The following is a 24,080-nucleotide window of genomic DNA, read 5'->3' on the forward strand; positions in this document are numbered from 1 at the left end:
CGTTATCTTATAACATGAAAGGACGCCTCAATTGCTAACGGTTCTCAAGGCGTACGCAGCTGCTCAAGCAGCACCTGCAACGGATGACGCACGGCTCGGTCGGCCTGCCGCTTGACCTGGCTGCGGCACGAATAACCGGTCGCCAGCGCTTCACCCCGATCTGCCGGCGCCTCGATCTGCTTCGCCCAGGACTGCTCGTAAATCGCCCCCGAGGTCTCGCGATTGCGCGCTTCGTGCCCATACGTGCCGGACATCCCGCAGCATCCGGTGGCCTGGGTCGTCAGTTTCAAGCCGACACGTTCGAACACCTGCTCCCATTGCCGGGTCGCGGCGGGTGCGTTGGTTTTCTCGGTGCAGTGCGCGAGCAGGCGGAAGCTTTCTCCTTCTCGCGAATCTGTCCGTTGCGGCATGACCTTGAGCAACCACTCCTGCACCAGTGCGACTTCGGGGCAATCCTCCATCCCCGGCACTTTGAGGTATTCCTGGCGATACACCAGGGTCATCGCCGGATCGAGCCCCACCAGCGGCACTCCGACCTCGGCCAGTGCGCGCAGTTGCCCGGCATTGCGCAGCGCCGCGCGATTGAACGCAGAGAGGAAGCCCTGCACATGCAGCGGCTTGCCGTTGGCGCTGAACGGTGCCAGATAAACCTGATACCCCAGTCGCGAAATCAGTTCGATCAGATCCGCCAGCAACGGCGCCTCGAAATACCGGGTGAACGCGTCCTGCACCAGTACCACACTGCGTTCACGTTGTGCCTGAGTCAGCGCCGAAAGCACCTCGACCGACCCCGGTTGGACCTGCCAGCGACGCATGGCCGCGTGGAAATCGAAACGGCTGAGCAACGGCACATCGACCATTCCACCAAGCCGCTCGATCAAACGACGGCTGAACGAGGCGCCCATCAAACCGTTGTAGAGAAACGGAATCCGCGCCATGTACGGAATCGTGTATTCCAGCGAGGCAATCAGATAATCCCGCGCGGGGCGTAGATAACGCGTGTGATACAGCTCAAGAAACCGCGAGCGGAAATCCGGCACGTTGACCTTCACCGGGCACTGCCCCGCGCAGGACTTGCACGCCAGGCAGCCGGCCATGGCGTCGTACACCTCATGGGAGAAGTCCTGTTCCTGCGCGCGGCTGTTGCGCCAGCGCTGCAGCAACGTGCTGAAAAACGGCGGACGACGACTGGCATCGGACAACACATCAACCCCCGCCTCGCCCTGCAAACGCAGCCACTCACGGATCAACGAGGCGCGGCCCTTGGGCGATTGCGCACGCTGGCGGGTGGCTTTCCACGACGGGCACATCGCATCGTCGGGATCGAAGTTGTAGCAGGCGCCGTTGCCGTTGCAGTGCATGGCCGCGCCGTAGTCCTGCCAGACTTTTTCGTCGATCTGCCGGTCCAGCTCGCCCCGCAGAGTCACTTCGTCAATCTTCAGCAGTGCGGCGCCGGGAATATTCGACGTGGCGATCTTGCCGGGATTGAACTGGTTAAACGGATCGAACGCCGCCTTCAAGGCTTGCAGCGCCGGATACAAATCACCGAAAAAGGCCGGCGCGTATTCCGAACGCAGTCCCTTGCCATGCTCGCCCCACAGCAGGCCACCGTAACGCTGGGTCAGCGCGGCCACACCGTCAGACACCGGTCGCACCAGTGCGGCTTGTTGCGGGTCTTTCATGTCGAGAATCGGCCGCACGTGCAAAACACCGGCATCGACGTGGCCGAACATGCCGTATTGCAGCTTATGGCTGTCGAGCAGTTCGCGCAGTTCGGCGATGTACTCGGCGAGATGTTGCGGTGGCACGGCGGTGTCTTCGACAAATGGCTGCGGCCGCGCTTCACCGGCGACGTTGCCGAGCAAGCCCACTGCGCGCTTGCGCATGCCATAGACGCGATTCACTGCCGCATGCCCGACGGCCAGCGTATGGCCCAGTCGCTCGACTGTGGCGTCGCTGCCCAAGTGCTGGACGAAAGCCTCGACCCGGCCTTGCAGCTCCTCGGGATCGTCGCCACAGAACTCCACCAGGTTGATCCCCAGCGTCGGTCGTTCGGCGCTTTCCGGGAAATACTCGGCGACGCCGTGCCAGACAATGTCCTGCATGGCCAACAACAGCACTTTGGAGTCGACGGTTTCGATCGACAACGGTTTGAGCGCCATCAACGCCCGGGCATCGCGCAAGGCATCCATGAAGCCGGCATAGCGGATGTTCACCAGCATCGTGTGCTTGGGGATCGGCAACACGTTGAGCTTGGCTTCGACCACAAACCCCAGCGAACCCTCGGCGCCACACAGCACGCTGTTGAGGTTGAAACGGTTGTCGGCTTCGCGCAGGTGCGCCAGGTCGTAGCCGGTCAGGCAGCGGTTGAGATCGGGGAAGGTTTCCCGGATCAACTCGCCCTGCTCATCGATGATCTGCTGTGCACAGCGATACACCTCGCCGGCCCGGCCCTCACGGGCGCATTCCACGGCCAGCTCACTTTCTTCCAGCGGGCGGCCGTGCAAGCGCTCGCCACCACGCAGGACCATGTGCAGTTCCAGCACGTGGTCGCGGGTCTTGCCGTAGGTGCAACTGCCCTGGCCACTGGCGTCGGTATTGATCATGCCGCCGACGGTGGCGCGGTTCGAGGTCGACAGTTCCGGGGCGAAAAACAGCCCGGCGGATTTCAGGGCGGCGTTCAGTTGATCCTTCACCACACCGGCCTGCACCCGCACCCAACGCTGTTCAACGTTAATTTCGAGGATGCGATTCATGTGCCGCGACAGGTCGACGACGATGCCGTCGGTCAACGACTGACCGTTGGTGCCGGTACCGCCGCCGCGAGGGGTGATCACCACTTTCTGGTAAGCCGGGTCGGCGATCAGGCGAGCCAGCAGCGCTACGTCGTCGGCATCGCGCGGGAATACCGCCGCTTGCGGCAAGCGCTGATAGATCGAGTTGTCGGTGGCCAGCACCACGCGGCTGGCGTAGTCGGCACTGATTTCGCCGCGAAAACCGCTGGTTTCAAGGGCTTTGAGAAACTGCTGGTAATCGGTGTTCAACGCGGTGGAAGGCGACAGCTGGGCAATCATCGGGAAGGCAATCTCGGTCAAAAACGGGCCGTGTGGCGGTGAACAGTTGTGTGCAACGAATGATTGCGTCACGCTCCCGCCATCTCATAGGCCTTATGTTCATTGCAGAGCGATGCCGGGACAACCGTAAAATCGACCCGCAATCCATGACTAAAACGAATGAATCCGCGAACCCTCACCCCCTCGATGTCGTTGCTGCTGGCGTTTGAAGCCGCCGCACGCCATGAAAGCTACACCCGCGCCGCCCACGAACTGTCGCTGACCCAAAGCGCGGTCAGCCGCCAGGTGCAGATTCTGGAAAAGATGCTCGGCATGCGCCTGTTCAGCCGGGAAGGCCGCCGGGTGATCCTCACCGACGTCGGGCGCATGTATCAGCGCGAACTGTCCGAAGCCCTCGGGCAGATCCGCAGCGCGACCCTGCAGGCCATGGCGTTTGGCTCGGGCATTCACAGTTTGCGCCTGGCGACCTTGCCGACCTTCGGCTCAAAATGGCTGCTGCCGCGCCTGAAGGATTTCTACACCGCGCACCCGGGCATGACCGTGCACCTGCATTCGCGCATCGAAGCCATCGACTTCGACACCAGCGAAATCGACGCGGCGATTTGCGTCGGCGGTGGTGACTGGCCGGGGCTGACCGCTCACCGCCTGCACACCGAAGAACTGGTGGTGATCGCCAGTGCGCAGCTGTCGGACACCGAACGTCGTGCAGCAGACGAAGATATCGCCCGGCAGCTGCTGCTCAAAGTCAGCAGTAACGCTCAGGCGTGGTCCGAGTGGTTCAGCCATCACGCCCTGCCCCATCGCAGCATGCGTATCGGGCCGAGTTTTGAAATGACCTCGCACTTGATCCAGGCCGTACGCGCCAATATCGGCATCGGGCTGGTGCCGAGGATTCTGGTGGAGGATGAATTGCACAATGGTGAATTGCTGCAATTGGGGGAGCCGATCAGCAGCCGGCGCAGTTATTACTTGGTGTATCCGGCGCGCAATGAGTCGTTGGCGTCGCTGAAGGCGTTTCGGGATTGGTTGGTGCAGACGCTCTGAGTTGATGCATGAGCCTCGACTGAGGCGTTGGCAACCGGGGCGAATAATCGCCCCTTGCATCGGCTAACGCTTCAGCGGTGGTGGTGCCTTTGGACCCTTGATCAATGGTTGATCCAACAACTTCCCGTCGGGTCCGACAAATAGTCGCTCCAAATGTTTCGGCATTGGTTGCGGTGCTCTGGCAGTCATGATGAATCCTCTGATGCGGGGCTGAACTCAACCCATTTAACCTTCGCGGAATCTATCAGCAAAAATTCGGCACCAATAGGATCCAATTTGCCATCTTCGTTGAGCCAGCGTGGAAACTTCATCAAAAACTGCCCGGTGTTTGACTCCGGTGGCCACTCGACTGGCCAGCCTAGCACGCGCCTTTCATCATCCAGATGAAGGGTGATGAATCGATCATATTGAGCGAAAGCGCAGAACCATTCACTGGGATAGGAAGATTGTTTCGTTACGTTTCTACTGCGCAACCACCTATGCAATTTGCCGTTGGTGGCCAGACAACAAGCGACCAACCCCAGCAGCAACGAAGCAGAAAAAGCCCAGCACGCTTGCGCTTTCGCATCCCATTTTCCTACAGAAAACCCCCACTCCCCCACCCACAGACAAACCGCCCCAATCCCCAATACCATCCCATGAATCACAAACGTAAAAATCAACGCCTGCACAATCTGCCCGAACGTATCCGGCCGCTTGAACGCGGTCAGGGTGTAGAAAATCCAGGTCGAGACAAACCCCGGGATCAGGTACTGCAACAGCGGAATCACGTCTTTCACCAGATCATCCATGATCGGCAGCTCCTTGAATCAAAAAACCAACTCTCCCGAAACAACAATGCCGGCCCGTAACGGGCCGGCATTCAAAGCCTAGTGCACGCGGGTAAAACGCCCGCGATCAACTGTCACCGCGCATTACGCATCCTGCAGAATCAGATCCGCGCCCTTCTCCGCCACCATCAGCACCGCCGCATGGGTGTTGCCCGATGTCACGTTGGGGAAGATCGACGCATCGACAATCCGCAACCCGTCGAGGCCATGCACCTTGAGGCGCTTGTCGACCACCGAACTTTGCTCGTCCGCACCCATCGCGCAGGAGCCGCACAGGTGATAGATCGAGCCGCAGTTGTCACGGAAGTACTGCAGCATTTGCTCGTCGGTTTCCACCGCCGGCCCCGGCAAGACTTCATCGACCGTGATGCCCTTCAACGAAGGCGCGCCCATGATCTTGCGCATCAGGCGACTGCCCTGGATTACCTCGTCGATGTCTTTCTGCGTGCTCAGGTAGTTCGGGTCGATCAGCGCTGCATCGCGCGGATTTTTCGAAGCAATCTCGATGTACCCGCGACTGGTCGGGCGGCACGGGTTGAAGCACAGCAGGAAGCCTGAATACGGTTCGGGCTTGAGGCTGGCCTTGTTGTTTTTCGGTATCTGATACGACAGCGGGTTGAAATACAGCTGCAGGTTCGGATGGCCTTGCTCCGAGTTGCCACGGAAGAAACCACCGGCCTGGTTGACGCTCATTGCCAGTGCACCCTTGCGGGTCAGCAGGTATTTGACGCCGAGTTTGAACTGGCCGAACAGCGAGCTGAGCTCATCGTTCAGGGTCGGAATATTGGCCTTGTAGTAGTAGCTGACGCACAGGTGATCCTGCAGGTTCTGCCCCACCGCCGGCAGGTGTTTCACCACGGGAATCTGATGCTTGGCCAGCAAGGCGCGATCCGCGACGCCGGACAATTGCAGGATCTTCGGCGTATCGACCGCGCCCGCACACAAGATCACTTCCTTGCGCGCCGTGAAGGTCCGCACCACGCCATGCTGGGTGATGGAAATGCCGGTGGCGCGCTGCTGGCTTTCATCGAACAGGATCCGATCAACCAACGCGTAATGCTCGACGGTCAGGTTCGGCCGGCTCAGCGCCGGGTGCAAATGGGCGAAGCTGCTGGAGCTGCGCTGACCGTTGCGGGTGTTGACGTCGTAGATACCCGCGCCTTCGAATTTCGGCCCGTTGAAATCGTCGCTGCGCGGGTAACCGAGTTCATCGCAACCCTTGAGGAACACGTCGCAGATCGGGTGAGTCTGGCCGGCCATCGGGGTGATGCTGATCGGGCCGCTGCTGCCGTGGTATTCGCTGTCGCCCAGCGGATGGTTTTCCAGTTTGCGGAAATACGGCAGCACATCCTTGAAGCCCCAGCCGTCGTTGCCGTTGGCTGCCCAGTCGTTGAAGTCATGAGCCTGGCCGCGCACGTAGATCATCGCGTTGATCGAGCCCGAACCGCCCTGGACCTTGCCGCGCGGGGCGTAGATTTCGCGATTGCCCAACTGCTTCTGCGGCTGGCTGTAGTACATCCAGTTGAAGGTCGGGTTGTAATACATTTTGGCGAAGCCGACCGGGATCTTGAACCACAGGGAACTGTCCTTGCCGCCCGCCTCCAGCAGCAGCACCGTGTGTTGGCCCGAGGCCGAAAGCCGGTTGGCCAGCACGCAGCCAGCGGCGCCTGCGCCAGCGATGATGTAGTCGTATGTCATGCACGGTTACCGCGTAAGTCTTTTTATCGAACCCGCCCGTTGCCGGGCGGGGAAATCCCGTCAGCCCTTGGCCGGCGATGTGTCTTTGACGTCGGCCGGGGTCGGGGCCATTTGCAGGTGCAGGCGCTCGCCGGTGTAGGGCGAATGCTTGCGCACCACGTCCATGTTCAGCTCCACGCCCAGGCCCGGCTCGGTGGACGGGATGATGTAGCCGTCCTCCCACTGCAACGGTTTTTTCAGGACCTCGGCGTGGAAGCCGCCCCAGGTCTCGATGCTTTCCTGGATCAGGAAGTTCGGCGTGCAGGCCGCGAGCTGGAAACTTGCCGCCGCACCAATCGGCCCGTTGTACAGATGCGGGGCGATTTGCGCGTAATAGGCTTCGGCCATGCTGGCAATTTTCTTGCCTTCGAGCAGGCCGCCGCAGCGCGCCACGTTCATCTGCAGAATCGACGCACCGCCGGCCTGCAATAGCTTGAAGAATTCGTACTTGGTGGTCAGTCGCTCACCGGTGGCAATCGGAATGCTGGTCTTGGCCGCGACTTGCGCCATGGCCTCTTCCTGGCCCGGTGGCACCGGTTCTTCGAACCACAGCGGGTCGTATTTCTCCAGGCGCTTGGCCAGGCGAATTGCCGACGACGGCACCATTTGCCCGTGGGTGCCGAACAGCAAATCGCACTTGTTGCCCACCGCTTCGCGGATCTTGCGGCAGAAGGTTTCGCAGCGTTCCAGCACTTCCAGCGAGATCTGATGCCCCGAGTACGCGGTGTACGGCCCGGACGGGTCGAACTTCACGGCGGTGAAGCCCTTGTTCATGTTTTCAACGGCGCATTCAGCCGCCAGGTCCGGGTCGTCGTAGTCGTACTCGCCACGGCTGTTGACCGGGTACAGGTAGGTGTAGGAGCGCAGGCGTTCGTGGACCTTGCCACCGAGCAATTCGTAGACCGGTTTGTTCGCGGCCTTGCCGATGATGTCCCAGCAGGCCATTTCCAGACCGCTGACAACGCCCATCATGGTCAGGTCGGGACGCTGGGTGAAACCGCTCGAATAGGCCTGACGGAAGAAGCGTTCGATGTGGTGCGGGTCCTGATTCAGCAGGTAGCGTTCGAACACGTCCTCGATGATCGGCAGCATGGCTTTGGGGCCGAAGGTCGCGGCGTAGATCTCGCCGACACCTTCAATGCCGCAGTCGGTCTTGAGCTTGACGAACAGCCAGTACATGCCGCCGATGTGCGGTGGCGGTACGGCGACGATATGGGTTTCAAGGGCGACGATTTTCATCTCAAGCACCTGTTTTATTCAAAGATTTGCGGTTGATCCGGGCACGCAGGGTCACGGCAGCCAGAGTGCCGATCAGACCGATCGTGGCGATGTAGCCGAAATAGAGCTTGTAGCCGAGGGCGCCGGGAAAGTGTTCAGTGAGGTAGCCGTTGATCAACGGGATGAACGCATCCGGCATGTAACCGACCACCGAGACGATGCCGATGGCCAGCCCGGTGATGCGCAGCGGAATGTTGCAGCTGTCGAGGATCGCCCAGTACAGACCGCGAATCGCGTAGGTCATCAGGCCGATGAAAATCACTGTCGCGATCAGCAGCCCCATGCTGTTAAGCGCCGGGAACACGATCAGCCCGACAATCGCCAGACTCGCCAGCAACAGCGCAACGATCAGCACCGAGATGTTCGAAAACTTGTCCCCCAGCCAGCCGCCACCGATGCCGCCGATGGGGCGCATCCACAGCTTGATGGTGGTGATGGTGCCGGCCATGACGGCGGTCAGGCCGCTGCCTTGCAGGTAGTCAGAGAAGCTGTAGGTGGCCCAGAAGATGTGATAACCGCAGAACACGATCGCGGTGACCAGCCACAGTTCAGGGATCTTCACCAAAGTTGCCAGATCAGTGAACAGGTTGAACTTGCCCTTCTCTACCGGTGGCGTGTCCTCCATCGACTTCGGGTCCTTGATCAGCACCAGCACACAGCCGATGGCGATACAGGTGAAGGCGTAGAGGTAAACCACGTGCTTGAAGCCTTCGGCGGTGGACTCGCCACGGGTTTCGGTGGCGTAGGCGAACAGCCCCAGCGCAACAGTTGCCAGCAGTGCTTCGACCAGCCCGCGCCCGCCATCGAGGATGCCGAAGAACCGGCCCTGTTCGGTGTGATGGGCAATCATCTTCACGCGCTTGAGCACCGAGGCCCAGAACGTCAGGCCGGTGGTCAGCCCCCAGCAACCGAAGATGATCATCAGCCCGGTCATCGACGGCGCGGTCGAGTACCACAGGCCCAGCACGCCGGTTGCCACCAGTGAGAAGAAAATCAGGAAACGCGGCGCGATACGGTCGGCCAGCCAACCGCTCGGCAAGTAGCTGAGGAGGAAAATCGTCCCGAGCATCGAGTACAGATAACCCAGCTCGCTGTGGTTGATCTGGAACACCTCGAGCATGGTCGTTTGATAGACCTGACGCAGGTACAGAATCGGATAGATTGCACCGGCGGCGAGCACCAGCAACATCAGTTGGAAATAGCGACTTCCCTTGTCGCTCTGGCTTTTCGAAGCCGAGTTGGAACCCTGAACAGCGGCAGCAGAGGATGCATGCTTGGACATTGAAGTGACCTCGGGCGACCCGTGCTCCGGGCGCCCCTGATAATTGTTTTTATAGGTGTAGCGTGAGGCGTGATGCGGTGGATCAGTACTTCATGACCACGAGTCGGGTCTGGGTGAATTCGAGCATGCCGTGCTTGCCGTCATCGCCGCCCAGGCCCGAGCGCTTCCAGCCGGCGTGATAGCCCTGGTACGGATCGGCCGGGGTGCGATTGACGTACAACTCGCCGGCTTCGATGGCGTTGGCGACTTTCTGCGCGGTGCGGTAGTTCTCGGTGTACAGCACCGACGACAGGCCGAACTGATGGTCGTTGGCCATGGCCAAAGCTTCGTCGATGTCGCGGTACTTGAGCACCGGCAGCACCGGGCCGAAGATTTCTTCCTGGACGATTTCCATGTCCTGACGGCAGCCGCTGAGCAGGGTTGGCGGGTAGAAATGCCCCGGACCTTCAGGCAGCACGCCACCGCTTTCGAGGACGGCACCGTCGGCGATCGCGCGCTCGACCATCGCGTGAATGTTCTTCTGCGAACTGGCGTTGACCAACGGGCCCATCAGGCTTGCGTCCGTGGAGCGGTCGCCGAATTTCACAGCGGCAATCTTGGTTTTGAGCAGCGCGAGGAAACGGTCATGAACACTTTCCTGCACATAGACCCGCTCCACCGCCGTGCACAACTGGCCGCAATGGGTGGTCTTGGAGGCGATGATTGCAGTCGCGGCAGCTTCAAGATCGGCGTCGGCCTCGATGATTGCCGGGGTCTTGCCGCCCAGCTCCAGCGACGGTTTGGCGATGTTGGCCTTGCAGTAGTCGAGGACAATGCGCCCGGCGTTGACGCTGCCAGTCAGCGTGATCAGGCCCACGGCTTTATGCATGCAAACGGCTGCAGCGGTGGCGTGATCCATGGTCAGGATGTTGATCACACCGGCCGGCATGCCCGATTGCTCCACGGCTTTGGCGATTTCGAACGCAGAGGTCGGGGTGTTATTGCTCGGGCGCACCACCACGGTGTTGCCGGCAATCAGCGCCGGAGCGATTTTGCGTAACAGGGTGTAGACCGGGTAGTTGAACGGAATCAGGCACGCGACCACGCCAATCGGCTCGCGGTGCAGGAACAGGTTTTCGTCGGGGCTGTCGCTGGGAATGATCTCGCCTTCGATACGGCGCGCCCATTCGGCGTGGTAACGGGTGATCTGCGCGGCATAACGGGCTTCGTTGCTGGCGTCGCTATGGCTCTTACCGGATTCGGCGGCCAGTGCGGCGCCGATGGCTTCGGCGCGATCCTCAAGTGCCGCCGCGAACGCTCGCAGGTACTCGGCGCGCTCGATGCTGGTGAGTTTGCCCCAGACTTTTTGCGCTGCTGCGGCGGCATCGACTGCTGCCGTGGCTTCTTCGGCAGTGGCGGCCGACACCTGGCCGATCAACGCTTCGGTGGCCGGGTTGTAGACCGCGATCAGCGCCGCGCTGGCCGGCTCGATGAAGTGGCCGTTAACAAAATTTCGCTCGACTCGCATGTGCATCGCCCATCGTTTGTTTTTATCGATGCCGCCAGTCTTGTCATCGACAGCGGGTTCAACAAACGATTTATCCGGCGATCAAACATTCGAAAAAGGCACGTTACTCAGAACATCGCCTTCGAAGGCTCAAGTTGGCGCTGCGCCAGCCAGATCTCTTCCTGCAACCACTGACTGAATGCCTGCAATTGCGGCATCTGCGTCTGCTCCGGACGGGTCACCAGCCAGTAGGACTGGTGCCCTTCGACATGGACGTTGTGCACCTGGGTCAACTGCCCGCTGGCCAGCTCCGAGGCGACCATGTGCCAGTCGGCAATGGTAATCCCCAGACCATCGACCGCCGCCTGAATCGCCAGATCCAGCAGATCGAATTCATAACCGCCCTGAGTATCGACGCCGCTGATCCGCGCCGCGTCAAGCCAGTGTTTCCAGGTCAGGTAGCGCTGGTCCTCGCGGGCCAGCACATGCAGCAGCGTCAGGCGATTGAGATCGATACTCTGATCTCCGCCCTCCCGCGCATAAAGGGTCGGCGCGCACACCGCGATGTGCCGTTCCTGAATCAGCAGCGAACTGTCGAGCCCGTCCCACTCGCCGTCGCCAAAACGGATCGCGCAATCGAGGGTGCTGGTTTCCGCGAGGCTGTCCTGCAAACGGGTGGTGATGCTCAGTTCCAGTTCCGGATGCTGCTCGCGCAGGCGCCCCAGACGTGGCATCAGCCAACGGCTGGTGAAGGTGGGCGGCGCATTGATGTGCAAGCGGTTGGCGTGGGTTTTCTGCTGGATACTGCGCACCGTCAGCTCGATCTTGTCGAACGACTGATGCAGCGCCCGCAGCAGAATCTTGCCGGCGCCGGTCAGTTCGAGATGATGATGGCGACGCTCCAGCAGGCTCTCGCCGAGCTGTTCTTCCAGTTGCCGCACCTGACGACTGACCGCGCTCTGGGTGACATTGAGCAACTCGGCGGCGCGGGTGAAGCTGCCGGTGCTGCCGGCCACTTCGAATGCTTTGAGTGCATTCAGGCCGGGCATTTTGCGTTTCATACAATGCACTCGAAAACCACTGACAAGGCGCAAAGCATCCCACGACATTGGCAAATTGTCCTACAGGATTTTCTGAGTAACATGCATTCGATGCAGGTTTCCCCACCGTTTTTATCGTTTGTTCAACACCCCGTAGATGGCAAAACTGCGCGGCATCTCTAATAAAAACAATCGAGAGCCGCTCCATGCCCTTCCCAGCCTCTATGCGCCTGCGCACAACCTCCATCGCTCTGTTCTGCAGCTTTGCCGCCCCGGCCATGGCGGTACAAGTCACCGACAATCTCGACCTTGGCGGCGCCATTCGTGCCCGTTGGGACGTGGACCCGGATCGCGATATTCAGAAGTTCGGCCTCGACACGGTGTTCCTCAGCGCCAAGTACAACTCCGATTCGTGGATCGGTGAGGCGCAGTACCGCTTCTACGGTCGCTCCTACCCGTACCAGTACACCAAGAATTACGGCGACATCCGCTTCGCCAAGTTCGCGTGGGTCGGCTACAAGTTCAATCCCGACCAGCAAGTGCAAGTGGGCCTGAACACCGTACCGTTCGGCTTGCAGCCGTACTTCGGCAGCACCTTCTACGAAACCCTGGGCAACGTCATCGGCCTGGAAGACGTGCAACAGGTCGGCGCGAAGTACATCCAGCAAAGCGGCGACTGGAACCTTCAGGCCGGTTACTACCTGCGTCCGGCCTGGCAAGGCAAAGGCACCAGCAAAGGCGTGACCTACTCCAGCGTCGTATCCGGGGCCGATAGTTACGTGGCCGATGGCAGTGACAACCAGGAACGCAACACCGTGGTGCTGCGCGTGGCCAGGTCGCTGGATCTGGGGGCATGGAAGTCAGAAGTCGGGATCTCCGGCCTGACCTCGACCCTCGAAAACAAGGACACCGACAATGACGGTCGGCGCAACGCTGTGGCCGTGCACTACATGGGCAAGAACGGCCCGTGGGGTGTGCAGTTGCAGGCGGCGCGACAGCAGATGTCGCCGCGCAACGCCGGCCCCGATGAACTGGTGACGCTCGGTGGTTACGACGGCACTTACAACGTGGCCAGTCGCGGCAATTTGTACGTGGCCGATCTGAGTTACGACGTCGGCGGTAAATACCTGTTCGATAAGGTCAGCGGGATCAAGCTGTACGCCAACTACAGCGCGTTCGACAAGTCTGCCAGCGGGTTCAAAACCTCCGAGCGGATGATTCTTGGCACCTCGTTCTCCGTCAGCAAGTTGTGGGTGGCCACGGAATGGCTGTTCGGCAAGAACGATCCGTATATCGGTGGCAGCAGCTACACCCAGAGCCTTGGCGCGGGTGGGCTGGATCAGTGGGAGAACCAGTTGTATGTGAACGTCGGGTATTACTTCTGACGTTCGAACTTTCAGCGCCTGAAAGTCAGTCATCGCTGGCAAGGCAGCTCACACAGGATTGATGGCGGCCGCAATATTTGTGGTCACCTTGATACTGGTGGGAGCTGGCTTGCCAGCGATGGCGTTTGCTCAAACAACACTTGCATCCACCCGTCACCGATAGTCAGATAGGCCCCTCTCAAAACAACAATAAACCGCCCGATCCGGAGTCCCGCCTCCATGCGTCAACTGCCCTCGCTCAACACCTTGCGCGTGTTCGAAGAAGTCGCCCGTCATCGCAGTTTCAGCCAGGCTGCCATCGGGCTGAACGTCACACAAGGTGCGGTCAGTCGCCAGATCAAACAGCTTGAAGACTACCTCGGCGTGGCGCTGTTCGTGCGCACGCCTCAAGGGCTGTCGCTGACCGAAGCCGGCAGTAACCTCTCCCCACATCTGGCCGAGGCCTTCGACCACATCGAACGTGCCTTGCAAGCTGTGCGCGTGCCGAATCTGCGCCAGCGCTTGAAAGTGCTCGCACCGCCGACCTGGGCGACGCGCTGGCTGTCGCCACACCTGCGTGCATTCTGTCAGCGCTACCCGGACATCAACCTCAGCGTGACCAACCAGATCGGCCACGACAGCCTCACGGAAGTCGATTGCCACATCCGCTTCGGCCTCGCGGCGGCGCCTCATTGCGCCAGCCAGTTGCTGGTGATGGAACGGCACATCGCAGTGGCCAGCCCGGAGCTGTTCAACGGTGACCAGCCACCGGATCTGCGGGAGTTTCCGCTGTTACACATCCTGCACGATGGCAAGCGTCTGAAGGTCTGGGAGAACTGGCTGGCGGCCATGGGCCGGGATGACATCGATGCCGGGCAAGGGCTGGAATTCAGCACCCTGGACCAGGTGATCCATACCGCGCTGGCCGGCGGCGGCCTGGCGGTGATCGACCGGCAGATGATCGAAAAGGAACTGGCCAACGGCAGCCTGCTGCCGATCACCCCGATTGAGGTGATCGGCCCTTATGGGTATTGGCTGGATGTGGCGAATGACAAGCAGGGGTTGTCGAAAGTGAAGCTGTTTACCGAATGGCTCGGCATTGTGTCTAACCCCTGAAAAGCCCCTCACCCTAGCCCTCTCCCGGAGGGAGAGGGAACTGACCGAGGTGCTTATGAGAAATACATCGACCTGACCCATCGAGCCGAACTCAGGCCTGGAAAACCATGAAGATCTGCTCCCTTTCCCCCTCTCCCCTATGGGGAGAGGGCTGGGGTGAGGGGTGGCTCTGAGGCACAACGCATCAATACCGCCCCGCCCCCCATCGACTTCAGACCGACGAAGCCACCTTTACGACAGAACCAACCGTCCCCTCCACCGGACTCTGCGCCTTACACGCCTGACTCAACGTCAACGCCTTGGTCTCCGGCGCCCAAGCCCACGACAGCAACGCACCAACCGCCAAAATCGCCGCAAGAATCCCCATGGTCGGACTCAACCCAATCCCCGCCACACTCACCGGCAACAGGAACGTACTGACCGCCGAACCCAGACGACTCACCGCCGTCGCCAGGCCAATCCCGCTGGCCCGCACTTCCGTCGGGAAGCTCTCCGCCGGGAACACGCCCACCAGATTGCTCACTGCCGACAGCACCAGCGTGAACAGCCCGAACACCAGCACCATCAGCCACGCCGCGCTGCCCGGCAACACCGCCAACAGAAACAACGCCACCGCCAGAATGATGAACGAATTGATCAGGAACCCGCGTCGGGTGAATTTGATCGTGCACCAGATGCCAATCAACGCACCGAGGATCAGCAGCATGTTGAGCATCAGTTCAGTGCCGAAGCCTTCCGCCAGGCCCATCTTCTGCAGGATCGACGGCAGGAAGGTGTAGATGGCGAAGTACGGCATGACGATGCAAACGAAGAACAGGCAGTTGAACGCCGTGCGCTTGCGATACTCGGGGCTGAACAGCACCGCGTAGCCCGAGCGGGTTTCCGTGGATTGGGTCTCGTCCAGTTCGACGTTGTCGCCCAGGTGTTTTTTGACGATCGCCCGCGCCTCGGCGATGCGCCCCTGATTGACCAGCCAGCGCGGCGATTCCGGTGTGCCGATTCGGGCGATCAGAATCAACGCGGCGGGGATCGCTGACGACGCCAACATCCAGCGCCAGGCATCGTCACCGAGGCTGAGCATCGCGGTGCCGACGAAGGTCGCCGCAACGTAGCCGAAGGTCCAGATCACGCTGAACGAACCCAGCAACACGCCGCGATGTTTCTTCGGTGCGAACTCGGCAAGCATCGCGTGGCCGACGCTGAAATCGCCGCCCAGACCGATGCCGATCAGCACCCGGCAGAGGAACAGGCTCATGGCGGTTTCGACGTAGAACTGCATCACCGAGGCAATGGTGATCAGCACGAAACTGACCAGGAAGATTTTCTGCCGGCCAACCTTGTCCGAGATCCAGCCGAAAAACAGACTGCCGAGAAAAAGGCCGATCAGCGCCGACGCGCCAATCAGGCCTTGCCAGAACGCATCGAGCTGCATCTGCGGGCTGAGCAAGGTGAATGCGATGCCGATCAGGCCAAGGATGTAGCCGTCGGTGAAGTGCGCGCCGAAGGTCAGGCCGGCGATCTTGAGGTGGAAGCGCCCGATGGGCAGGTCATCGATCTTTACGGATTGAGCGGACATGTTCGTCTCCAATTGTTGTTATTGACGGAGAAACGGAAAGCTCTTGCAGTTCATTGTGGGAGCGAGCTTGCTCGCGAAGCGGAGTGTCAGTTAACAGAAATATCAACTGACCCAACGCCATCGCGAGCAAGCTCGCTCCCACAGGGTTCGGGGAGGTCTAGAGACCGCCCATCAACAGGTATTTGATCTCCAGATAGTCATCCAGACCGTACTTCGAACCTTCACGCCCAAGGCCCGATTCCTTGATGCCACCGAACGGCGCCACCTCCGTGGAGATGATCCCTTCGTTGATGCCGACCATCCCGGCTTCCAGCCCTTCGGCCATGCGCCAGACGCGGCCGATGTCGCGGCTGTAGAAGTACGCCGACAGACCGAACGGTGTGTCGTTGGCGCGCGCCAGCACTTCGGCTTCGTCCTTGAAGCGGAAGCACGCGGCCACCGGGCCGAAGGTTTCGTCCTGGGCAATCAGCATGTCGCCGTTGGCTTCGGTGAGGATGGTCGGCTCGTAGAACGTGCCGCCGAGGGCATGACGACGACCGCCGCACAACAGCGTGGCGCCCTTCTCCAGCGCATCGCTGACGTGGGCTTCGACCTTGGCCAGCGCGGCGGCGTTGATCAGCGGACCTTGCTCGGTGTCACCGTCCAGCGCACTGCCCACGCGCATCGCCGCCACGGCTTCGGCCAGCTTACCGGTGAAGGCTTCGTAGACGCCGTCCTGAATGAAAAAGCGGTTGACGCACACGCAGGTCTGCCCGGTGTTGCGGAATTTCGAGGCCATCGCGCCTTTGACGGCCGCATCGATGTCGGCATCGTCGAAGACAATGAACGGCGCGTTGCCACCCAGTTCCAGCGAGACCTTTTTCAGGGTGTCGGCGGCCTGGCGCATCAGCAGTTTGCCGGTACGGGTCGAGCCGGTGAACGACAGCTTGCGCACCACGCTTGAAGCTTGCAGCGCACCGCCGATGGCCACCGCATCGCCGGAGACGATGTTGAACACACCGGCCGGAATCCCGGCCTGCTCGGCCAGTACCGCCAAAGCGAATGCCGACAGCGGGGTTTCTTCCGACGGCTTGAGAATCATCGTGCAACCCGCCGCCAGCGCCGGGCCGACCTTGCGGGTGACCATCGCCAGCGGGAAGTTCCACGGGGTAATCGCCGCGACCACGCCGATGGCTTCCTTGGTCACGATGATCCGCGCATCGGCCTTGTGGCTCGGGATCACATCGCCGTAGGCACGCTTGGCTTCTTCACCGAACCACTCGAGAAAACTGGCGGCGTAGACCACTTCGCCCTTCGCTTCGGCCAACGGTTTGCCTTGTTCGCGGCTGAGCAAGGTGGCCAGTTCCTGCTGGTGGGCGAGCATCAGATCGCTCCAGCGTTTCAGGCGCTGACTGCGCTCCTTGGCGGTGAGCTTGCGCCACGCCGGCAGGGCACGATTGGCGGCTTCGATGGCGAGGTTGGTTTCCTCGGCGCCGGCCTTTTGCACGTCGGTGATCACCTCGCCATTGGCCGGGTTGCGCACCGGATAAGTGGCGCCGCCCGAACCCCATTGGCCGTCGATGAAGTTGCCGTGACGAATCAACCCGCTCATGCCACCGCTCCCTGCAACATGAAGCGCTCCAGCCCCGGACGCGCCGTGCGCAGGATGCGTTTGCCGGCGGTGTAATCGTTGATCACGTCGCACGGGGTGTAGTTGCGTTCCAGCTCGTGCAGTTCTTCGGCATCCAGTTTGGTTTCCAATGCCGCCAGTGCGCTGTCGAACTGCGCGGTGGTGTCAGCGCCGACCAGCATGCAGTCCACGCCTGGATGATTGGCGACCCAGGCCTGGGCGATCTGCGCGTTCGACACGCTACGGGCACGGGCCACGCGCTGCACCGAATGAGCGATTTCGAACGAAGCTTCGTCGCTGTACATCTGTTGGGTGAAGAAGTCGGTCTGGTTGCGAGTCGACTGCACATCGCCAGTCAACAGGCCACGGGCCAGCGGACTGAACACCGACACGCCAATGCCCTGATCGCGACAGAACGGAATCATCTCGCGCTCTTCTTCGCGGTAGGCGCAGTTCAACTGCAACTGCATGTTGATCGGCTTGACCCAACCGTTGCGCTCGCAGGCCATGAGGATTTTCGCCAGTTGGCCGGTGAGCATGGTCGAGACGCCGATGTAACGCGCCTTCCCGGAACGCACGATGTCGTTCAGTGCGCCCATGGTTTCCTCGACCGGGGTGTTCACATCGAAGTAATGCAGCATGAACACGTCGACGTAATCCATGTCCAGACGCTTCAACGAGGCATCGATGCTGTCCATGATGTGCTTGCGCGAATGGCCGCTGGCGTTGATGCCGTTGCGGGTGCCGTAGCCGACCTTGGTGGTGATCACCAGGTCTTCGCGACGGGCCAGACGCCTGACGATGCGCCCCACCACTTCTTCGCCGACACCGGCGGAATAGAAGTCCGCCAGGTCGATGAAATTCACACCGTTGTTCAGTGCGTGAGCGACAATCGGCTCGCTTTGTTTTTCATTGAAGATCCACGGTTTCCAGTCCGGGGTGCCCATGTTCATGGTGCCCAGGCACAGGCGGGAAACTTGCAGGCCGGAGTTGCCCAAACGGATGTATTGCATGGCGCGGCCCTCAGGCTTTTGGCGTGTAGAAAGGGTTGCTGATGTGGTTGACCACATCTTTGAGCTGCGCGGTTTCCGGCTTGCCGGTCAGGGCGGCGCGGATCGCGGTGCGGCAGGCGTTGTAGTTGTTCAGGTAGACCGCATCGAGGTCATCGCAGGCCGGGTTGACCCAGTTGGCGGTGACGATGGCCCATTCGTCTTCGGCTTCCGGCGGCAGCGTGCCGTCAAGCAGCGCTTCGAGTACAGCCTTGGCAATACCGGCCTGGGAAGCGCCCCACGTCGCGTTGCCGTGCAGGTCGCTGCTGATGGCAGCCTTGTTGACGTACAAGGTCATCGGCTTGACCGGAATGTTCGGCTGGGCGATCACCATGAACGGGCAATGGCCCTGGCTCGGCGATGCCAGGCTATTGGCGAACGCCTGCCCCGCCGGGCCGTTGCGCGGGCCGATCAGGATATTGATGTGCGCGGCGTTCACGCCCGGGCCTTCGAAACCTTCACCGATGTACAGGTCGAGTTCTTTCATCAGTCATTACTCTTTGCGATGCAGAGGGATTTTTTGGGGTGATCAACAGCTCACGTGGGCCGAATGGCCAACGAGATCAATAACGGACGGGGGGAGACGCGAAGGGAGAATCGGGACATGGCTGCAAACGCTCTCTGGTTGTTATTGATGAGCTGTGTTTGCGATTTTTTAACACCGGGTATCGAGGCACCCGTAACCATTAAAAATCATGGGGCAATGACTTTTAGTCATAGCCTTTTGTGGCGGCAAAAAAAATCCCGCTCGGGAGCGGGATTTTTCAGACTGCGATGATTACGCGACGACGGGGATCATCGGATCCGCAGCCGCCAGCGCGATGGCGCGGTCAGCGACCGGCGGGTAGATCCATTGGGTGTTGATCTGGGTCTTGAGCGACTTGCCCTCCTCCTTCACCAGTTTCACCTGACGATCCCAACCCTCGGTGTACACCGCGCCCCAGGCGCCGAGATCAAGGCAGGTCACGTATTTCGGCTGGCTGTAAGGCGTCGGCTCGACACCGAGAATCTGCGCCGCGACATTGTTGCCGGCATGCCGACCGAGGGAAATCGCATGCTGGCAGGTCATCAAGGCGAAGTTACCGATATCGTCGGTGGCCGCATAAGCCACGTCACCGGTGGCGAATATATCGTCCTGACCGATGACTTTCAGGTGTGCATCGACATGTAGGCGCCCCTGACGATCACGCTCGGCAGGAATCTGCTCAGTCAGGGAGCTGGCACGCACGCCAGTGGTCCAGACCACGGTTTTTGCCGCGATGCGCTGGCCGTCCGACAGGGTCACGCCGTTTTCATCGACCGACAGCACCGACACACCCAGTCGCCATTCGACACCCAACGCTGTGCTCGCTTCGGCAATCGACACGCTGATGGCTTCGCCCATGGCCGCGCCGACTTTCTGTCCACGGTCGACGATGATCACTTGAACGCCAGCCTGCTCGCCCAGCACTTCCCGCAGACGTGCCGGCATTTCCGTTGCGGTTTCGATGCCGGTGAAGCCGCCGCCAGCCACCACTACGGTATTGCGCGCCGGGCTGGCAGGCTGATCGGCCAGGGATTTCAGGTGGTTTTCCAGGCGAATCGCGGCTTCGATCTGGTCAACGTCAAAGGCGTGTTCTGCTACGCCGGGGGTGTCCGGCAGAGCCAGGCCGCTGCCGGAAGCCAGTACCAGTTTGTCGTAGTGGAACACCTGAGCGGTGCCATTGGCATCGGTGTAGCCCACAGTTTTAGCGCTCACGTCGATGGTGTTCGCAGCGCCCTTGATGAAGTTGACACCCACCGCGTCGAACAGATCGCCCAGCGGCGCAGCCAGCGTGTGGGCATTCGGCTCGTAGAAACGCGGACGTACGCGCAACTCTGCTTGCGGCGCCAGCACGGTCACATCGATGTTGTCCCGGTTGTGAATGTCCACCAGACGCGTGGCGCTCAGTGCCGTCCACATGCCACCGAAACCTGCGCCGATGACCAGAATGTGCTGTTTCATTGTTGTCTCCAGGCCCGAAGCCGAGTCGTAGAAAGAGGTTCAAGAATTCATGCTTATCGGGAGTCGGCACGCTTGTAGCTTATGAAAGCGCTGAACGCTGCTCACCGGATAACGGCGACTCTATTGGTCGCCGTTATATCCAACAAGTCAGATTATACGATCATTCAAATCGAAATTTTCGATAGCTAACACGGCCTCTCCGGACGACAGACAATCCTTACAAATCGCTACACATCGAGAATAAAAGGGCTTTAAGGCGAAGACTCAGGGGCTCCTCAGATTTGTCCGTCACGAATTACCCTGCTAACATCTACGACAATTACAGTCGGAGATAGCTATGTCGCTTTACAGTGCGGGCGTCGAGTACGGCATTCATTGCCTGGCGTTTCTGGTGGGCAGCGGCGGTGACAGTCGCGAAGCGAGCGTGCGCGACCTGGCAGACTTGCAAGGGGTGCCGCTGGATTACCTGGCGAAGATCTTCACCAAACTGGCCAAGGGCAAACTGGTGGTGGCCACCGGCGGCGTACGCGGCGGCTTTACGCTGGCGCGCCCGGCGGATGAGATCACCCTGCTCGACATCGTCAACGCCATCGATGGCCCGAAGAACATTTTCGAATGCCGCGACATCCGTGGGCGCTGCGCGCTGTTCGACGGCACACCCCCGGAGTGGGCCGTCGACGGGACGTGCTCGATCCACGGGGCGATGATGGTTGCGCAAAAGCGCATGGAAGAAGCCCTCGCCCAGCAGACCATTCTCGACATCGCCAGAAAAGTCGGCCGCAAGGCGCCGGCAGAGTTCAGCAGTCAGGTGGAAAACTGGATTCAGGATCGTCGTGAAAAGAAGACCGGCGGTTCGGGCATCCCGCTCACCGACATCACCGACTGAGCAATCGCGGCCGACAGGCAAAAAAAAGCAGAAACCGATCACCCGGTTTCTGCTTTTTGTCATTTCAATCACACAGCCTTTAAAGGCAATCGCGTACCGACTTGCGCAACGAGCCGGACTTGGCCCATGGCGGCCCCTGATACAGAGACACGCGGCTGCCATCCTTGTATTTCACGACATCGAGAATCTCATCGGCAGTGACGATGCTCGGCGCCTTGATCCTGTAACCGTTGGAAATCGCGACCTGCGAGGTCTTGGGAATGTCCTGCTGCCACAGCGGCAATACACATGCGGCGTAGTCCTTGGGAGCCTTGCCACTGATCTTGCTGAAGTTCGGTTCGCCCGGCACCAGAGACGCCGGCAGTGAACAACCGGCCAACGCTGCCATCAACAGGCCCCCGATCAACATCCGCATAATGAATCCTTCGTCTGAAAAAAACGCGAATTTACCCTGTAACTGTTCGAACATCCATCATGGCGCATTGCTTGGTTCCCCGAAAACCGGCGTTGTCAGCTCCGCAGCAGACAATTGCTCCGACCAACGGCAGCTGATTCGCACCCGTTCAGCTCAATGACCCGAACCGCTTGCCCTGCTCCCGGAAAATGCGACTACTATTTTTTACCGAGAATGTTCCGGAGGTGATCATGCGGCTCAATGAATACGAACACGAACTTCAACGTGACCTGCAAAGCGTTGCATCGGATCTGCGATGGTCGGCTGTCGACCTCAAGCGCATTGCCGAGCAGTTGCGCAAATCCGGTAACGAAGCGGATGCGCAAACGGTGCTCAGATCCTGCGAGGTGCTGCAAAGCGATGAAGAACGTCTGCAACTCTATGCCAGGGAAGTAAAGGCCCGCGCCATCAGCCGAACGAAAGTCCACTGAAACCCCACAACAAAAAGCCCCGGACAATCCGGGGCTTTTCATTTGGGATGATGACCGCGGGCGTCAAGTGTCTGGCACTTTTGCACCTGGCGACCACTCAGACATCACAAGCGCGTCTAAATCAAGGCATGGTTTGAATATTGCATTTTCATGACCGATTTATGACAAACGGCAATCGGGTAACAAATGAAAGTACGTGCAACCATCATCTGCGAGCAGGATCGACACATTCTCCTGGTGCGCAAACCCCGATGCCGCTGGAACTTGCCAGGGGGTAAAGTCGAACCCGGGGAAACCGGGGCCGAAGCCGCGAGCCGTGAACTTCAGGAAGAAACCGGTCTGCTCACCGATGGCATGTTGTATCTGATGGATCTGGAGGCTGGCAGCACGCGCCACCACGTCTACGAGGCGTCGGTGCTGAATATTGATGAAGTACGGCCACAGAACGAAATCATCGATTGCATCTGGCATCCGCTGGATACGGTGCAGAATCTGAGCATCAGTGACGCGACCCTGAAAATCGTCCGCGCCTTTCAGCGCCGCCTCTGAGCTAACCGGCGAAAGCCCGGCGCCCGGCACTCATTTCCGTGCGCAACTCACCGATGAAGTTGGAGATGTCACGAATGGTGACCAGATGCTCCGGTGACACGCCGTTGAGCAACAGATCGACACGCCCGCTGCCCGGTTCGTAAACCTTGATCTGCAACAAGCCCTGCCCTGTTTCGGTGCAGTCACAGAACAGTGGCGAAAAGCCGGATTCGACGATGCGACAAATGTCGGCAATGGCAAGCATGGGCGGACGTCTCGCGGGCGATGGGTCGGTCGATCGATTGAGCATAGATGAGCTTTTTCGACCTTGCGCGAGTCCCTAATCGCAGAAAATGCCAACCGCTTCACATCTTTCACGCGACACCGATCAGTTAGCGTCCCGGCCCCATATCCAGTTCCAGATCCCCGGCAGCTGCACCGGGTCGGAGCTCTTCTGTACCGTTCGCGCCAGTGCCGCTTTTTCCAGCATCGCGTGATCGTCGTAGAACGGTTTATCGGCCAGGCGCACCCCCGTGGTGGCAGCGCTGTCGAGCAGAATCTGCAGATACTCGCGGGCATGCCGCGCGGTGTAGCGGTTGAGGTCATGGAACGTCACCACCACCGGGATCACCCCATCCACCGTCGGCAGTTCGCCGAGAGCAATCCGCTCACGCACTTCCGACAACTGACGCAGCATGTTGGCGCGACGCCGGGGGCTGCCATTGAAGCCCCAGATCTTGCCGTCGTTGGCGCTCAGATCCGTAAGCAATACATGCAGGCCATGTTGCTGATAGGCGGCAAACGTACGCTTGTCGTAATTCCAGAATGGCGGGCGCAGCAGAATCGGTGGCGCACCGGTGATCGCGGCGATGTCCGCCGTGCCATTGGTCAGTGAAGTTTCGAGTTCCTGCGGATCGAGCGAGCGATGGTTGGTGTGCCAATGGGTGGCCGTATGAAAGCCCAGAATGTGCCCTTCATCGTGCTCGCGATGCATGATCCGCCGACCGACCTCGCTGTTGCCGGCCCTCGGCGCACGGGTCTGGACGAAAAATACCGCTTTGATATTCGGTTGCAGCGGGTTGTCTTTCAGGCTGTCGAGCACGGTTTCGGTGGGATTGTAGAAACTCGAAGCGCTGGGGCCGTCATCGAAGGTCAGCAGAAACCTGACCGGCGCCTGCGCATCGAGTCGGGATCGCGTTTGCGCCGTCATTTCAATGGGAGCAGCGATGCAACCGGCCAGCGCGAGGACGATGGCTGCTGCGCAGAAAAGTTTGAACCAGAGTTTCATGTTTTGCCTTGAGCCCGACCACTG

21 protein-coding genes are annotated in these 24,080 nt (G+C 60.2%); 6 read left to right on the forward strand and 15 right to left on the reverse strand.

Annotated features, from left to right (window positions below; translation table 11 throughout):
- Positions 1–44 precede the first annotated feature (44 nt).
- Positions 45–3,074 carry an FAD-binding and (Fe-S)-binding domain-containing protein gene (locus JJN09_RS07625; protein ID WP_249490773.1) on the reverse strand — a complete coding sequence of 1,010 codons (3,030 nt, stop codon included), beginning with the start codon at positions 3,072–3,074 and terminating at the stop codon, positions 45–47.
- Between the two features lie 159 nt (positions 3,075–3,233).
- Here JJN09_RS07625 and JJN09_RS07630 point away from each other — a divergent pair, with 159 nt between their 5' ends.
- A complete protein-coding gene (locus JJN09_RS07630; protein WP_249486576.1) occupies positions 3,234–4,118 on the forward strand; it encodes a LysR substrate-binding domain-containing protein in 885 nt (294 codons plus the stop codon).
- Positions 4,119–4,303: 185 nt separating this feature from the next.
- Here JJN09_RS07630 and JJN09_RS07635 read toward each other — a convergent pair whose 3' ends face one another.
- From JJN09_RS07635 to JJN09_RS07660, 6 genes are all read right to left on the reverse strand, one after another.
- Entirely contained in the window at positions 4,304–4,909 is a 606-nt protein-coding gene (locus tag JJN09_RS07635) for a DUF6338 family protein (RefSeq protein ID WP_249486578.1), read from the reverse strand.
- A 123-nt stretch (positions 4,910–5,032) separates the two neighbouring features.
- Complete coding sequence (locus tag JJN09_RS07640) at positions 5,033–6,646, reverse strand: GMC family oxidoreductase (protein WP_249486579.1); 1,614 nt, start codon at positions 6,644–6,646, stop codon at positions 5,033–5,035.
- Positions 6,647–6,706: 60 nt separating this feature from the next.
- A complete protein-coding gene (locus JJN09_RS07645) occupies positions 6,707–7,924 on the reverse strand; it encodes a mandelate racemase/muconate lactonizing enzyme family protein (protein WP_249486581.1) in 1,218 nt (405 codons plus the stop codon).
- A gap of 1 nt (position 7,925) precedes the next feature.
- The gene (locus JJN09_RS07650) at positions 7,926–9,245 is read right to left on the reverse strand and encodes a nitrate/nitrite transporter (RefSeq protein ID WP_249486582.1); all 1,320 of its coding nucleotides are present in this window, start codon (positions 9,243–9,245) and stop codon (positions 7,926–7,928) included.
- A gap of 82 nt (positions 9,246–9,327) precedes the next feature.
- Positions 9,328–10,752, reverse strand: coding sequence for an aldehyde dehydrogenase (gene aldA, locus JJN09_RS07655; RefSeq protein WP_249490774.1), 1,425 nt, complete (start codon positions 10,750–10,752; stop codon positions 9,328–9,330).
- A gap of 107 nt (positions 10,753–10,859) precedes the next feature.
- The gene (locus tag JJN09_RS07660) at positions 10,860–11,792 is read right to left on the reverse strand and encodes a LysR substrate-binding domain-containing protein (protein WP_249486584.1); all 933 of its coding nucleotides are present in this window, start codon (positions 11,790–11,792) and stop codon (positions 10,860–10,862) included.
- A 185-nt stretch (positions 11,793–11,977) separates the two neighbouring features.
- On the opposite strand from JJN09_RS07660, the gene JJN09_RS07665 reads away from it, so the two are divergent.
- A complete protein-coding gene (locus JJN09_RS07665; RefSeq protein WP_249486586.1) occupies positions 11,978–13,156 on the forward strand; it encodes a hypothetical protein in 1,179 nt (392 codons plus the stop codon).
- 219 nt (positions 13,157–13,375) lie between these two features.
- Positions 13,376–14,251 carry a LysR substrate-binding domain-containing protein gene (locus tag JJN09_RS07670; RefSeq protein WP_249486587.1) on the forward strand — a complete coding sequence of 292 codons (876 nt, stop codon included), beginning with the start codon at positions 13,376–13,378 and terminating at the stop codon, positions 14,249–14,251.
- A gap of 211 nt (positions 14,252–14,462) precedes the next feature.
- On the opposite strand, the gene JJN09_RS07675 is transcribed toward JJN09_RS07670, so the two are convergent.
- From JJN09_RS07675 to JJN09_RS07695, 5 genes are all read right to left on the reverse strand, one after another.
- On the reverse strand, positions 14,463–15,827 hold the full coding sequence (locus JJN09_RS07675) for an MFS transporter (protein ID WP_249486589.1): 1,365 nt from the start codon (positions 15,825–15,827) through the stop codon (positions 14,463–14,465).
- 157 nt (positions 15,828–15,984) lie between these two features.
- The gene (locus JJN09_RS07680; RefSeq protein WP_249486591.1) at positions 15,985–17,418 is read right to left on the reverse strand and encodes an NAD-dependent succinate-semialdehyde dehydrogenase; all 1,434 of its coding nucleotides are present in this window, start codon (positions 17,416–17,418) and stop codon (positions 15,985–15,987) included.
- The gene (locus tag JJN09_RS07685) at positions 17,415–18,449 is read right to left on the reverse strand and encodes an aldo/keto reductase (RefSeq protein ID WP_249486593.1); all 1,035 of its coding nucleotides are present in this window, start codon (positions 18,447–18,449) and stop codon (positions 17,415–17,417) included. The genes JJN09_RS07680 and JJN09_RS07685 overlap by 4 nt, the downstream gene beginning before the upstream one ends.
- Before the next feature lie 10 nt (positions 18,450–18,459).
- Positions 18,460–18,972, reverse strand: coding sequence for a formaldehyde-activating enzyme (gene fae / locus JJN09_RS07690; RefSeq protein ID WP_007950493.1), 513 nt, complete (start codon positions 18,970–18,972; stop codon positions 18,460–18,462).
- A gap of 291 nt (positions 18,973–19,263) precedes the next feature.
- Complete coding sequence (locus JJN09_RS07695) at positions 19,264–20,469, reverse strand: NAD(P)/FAD-dependent oxidoreductase (RefSeq protein WP_249486595.1); 1,206 nt, start codon at positions 20,467–20,469, stop codon at positions 19,264–19,266.
- Positions 20,470–20,806: 337 nt separating this feature from the next.
- Between JJN09_RS07695 and JJN09_RS07700 the strand changes: the two genes are divergently transcribed.
- Entirely contained in the window at positions 20,807–21,355 is a 549-nt protein-coding gene (locus tag JJN09_RS07700) for an Rrf2 family transcriptional regulator (protein ID WP_249486597.1), read from the forward strand.
- A 79-nt stretch (positions 21,356–21,434) separates the two neighbouring features.
- Here JJN09_RS07700 and JJN09_RS07705 read toward each other — a convergent pair whose 3' ends face one another.
- Positions 21,435–21,770, reverse strand: coding sequence for a hypothetical protein (locus JJN09_RS07705; RefSeq protein WP_249486599.1), 336 nt, complete (start codon positions 21,768–21,770; stop codon positions 21,435–21,437).
- A 230-nt stretch (positions 21,771–22,000) separates the two neighbouring features.
- Here JJN09_RS07705 and JJN09_RS07710 point away from each other — a divergent pair, with 230 nt between their 5' ends.
- Positions 22,001–22,240: a hypothetical protein gene (locus JJN09_RS07710; protein WP_065259780.1), complete on the forward strand. Its 240-nt coding sequence runs from the start codon at positions 22,001–22,003 to the stop codon at positions 22,238–22,240.
- A gap of 186 nt (positions 22,241–22,426) precedes the next feature.
- Entirely contained in the window at positions 22,427–22,789 is a 363-nt protein-coding gene (locus tag JJN09_RS07715; protein ID WP_249486601.1) for an NUDIX hydrolase, read from the forward strand.
- Position 22,790: 1 nt separating this feature from the next.
- Here JJN09_RS07715 and JJN09_RS07720 read toward each other — a convergent pair whose 3' ends face one another.
- On the reverse strand, positions 22,791–23,033 hold the full coding sequence (locus JJN09_RS07720; protein ID WP_249486602.1) for a DUF1652 domain-containing protein: 243 nt from the start codon (positions 23,031–23,033) through the stop codon (positions 22,791–22,793).
- Positions 23,034–23,156: 123 nt separating this feature from the next.
- Positions 23,157–24,056 (reverse strand): polysaccharide deacetylase family protein, encoded by a 900-nt coding sequence (locus JJN09_RS07725; protein ID WP_249486603.1) that lies wholly within the window; start codon positions 24,054–24,056, stop codon positions 23,157–23,159.
- Between the last annotated feature and the right edge of the window lie 24 nt (positions 24,057–24,080).

The organism is Pseudomonas sp. HS6, from assembly GCF_023375815.1.
In the GTDB taxonomy this organism is placed as follows: domain Bacteria; phylum Pseudomonadota; class Gammaproteobacteria; order Pseudomonadales; family Pseudomonadaceae; genus Aquipseudomonas.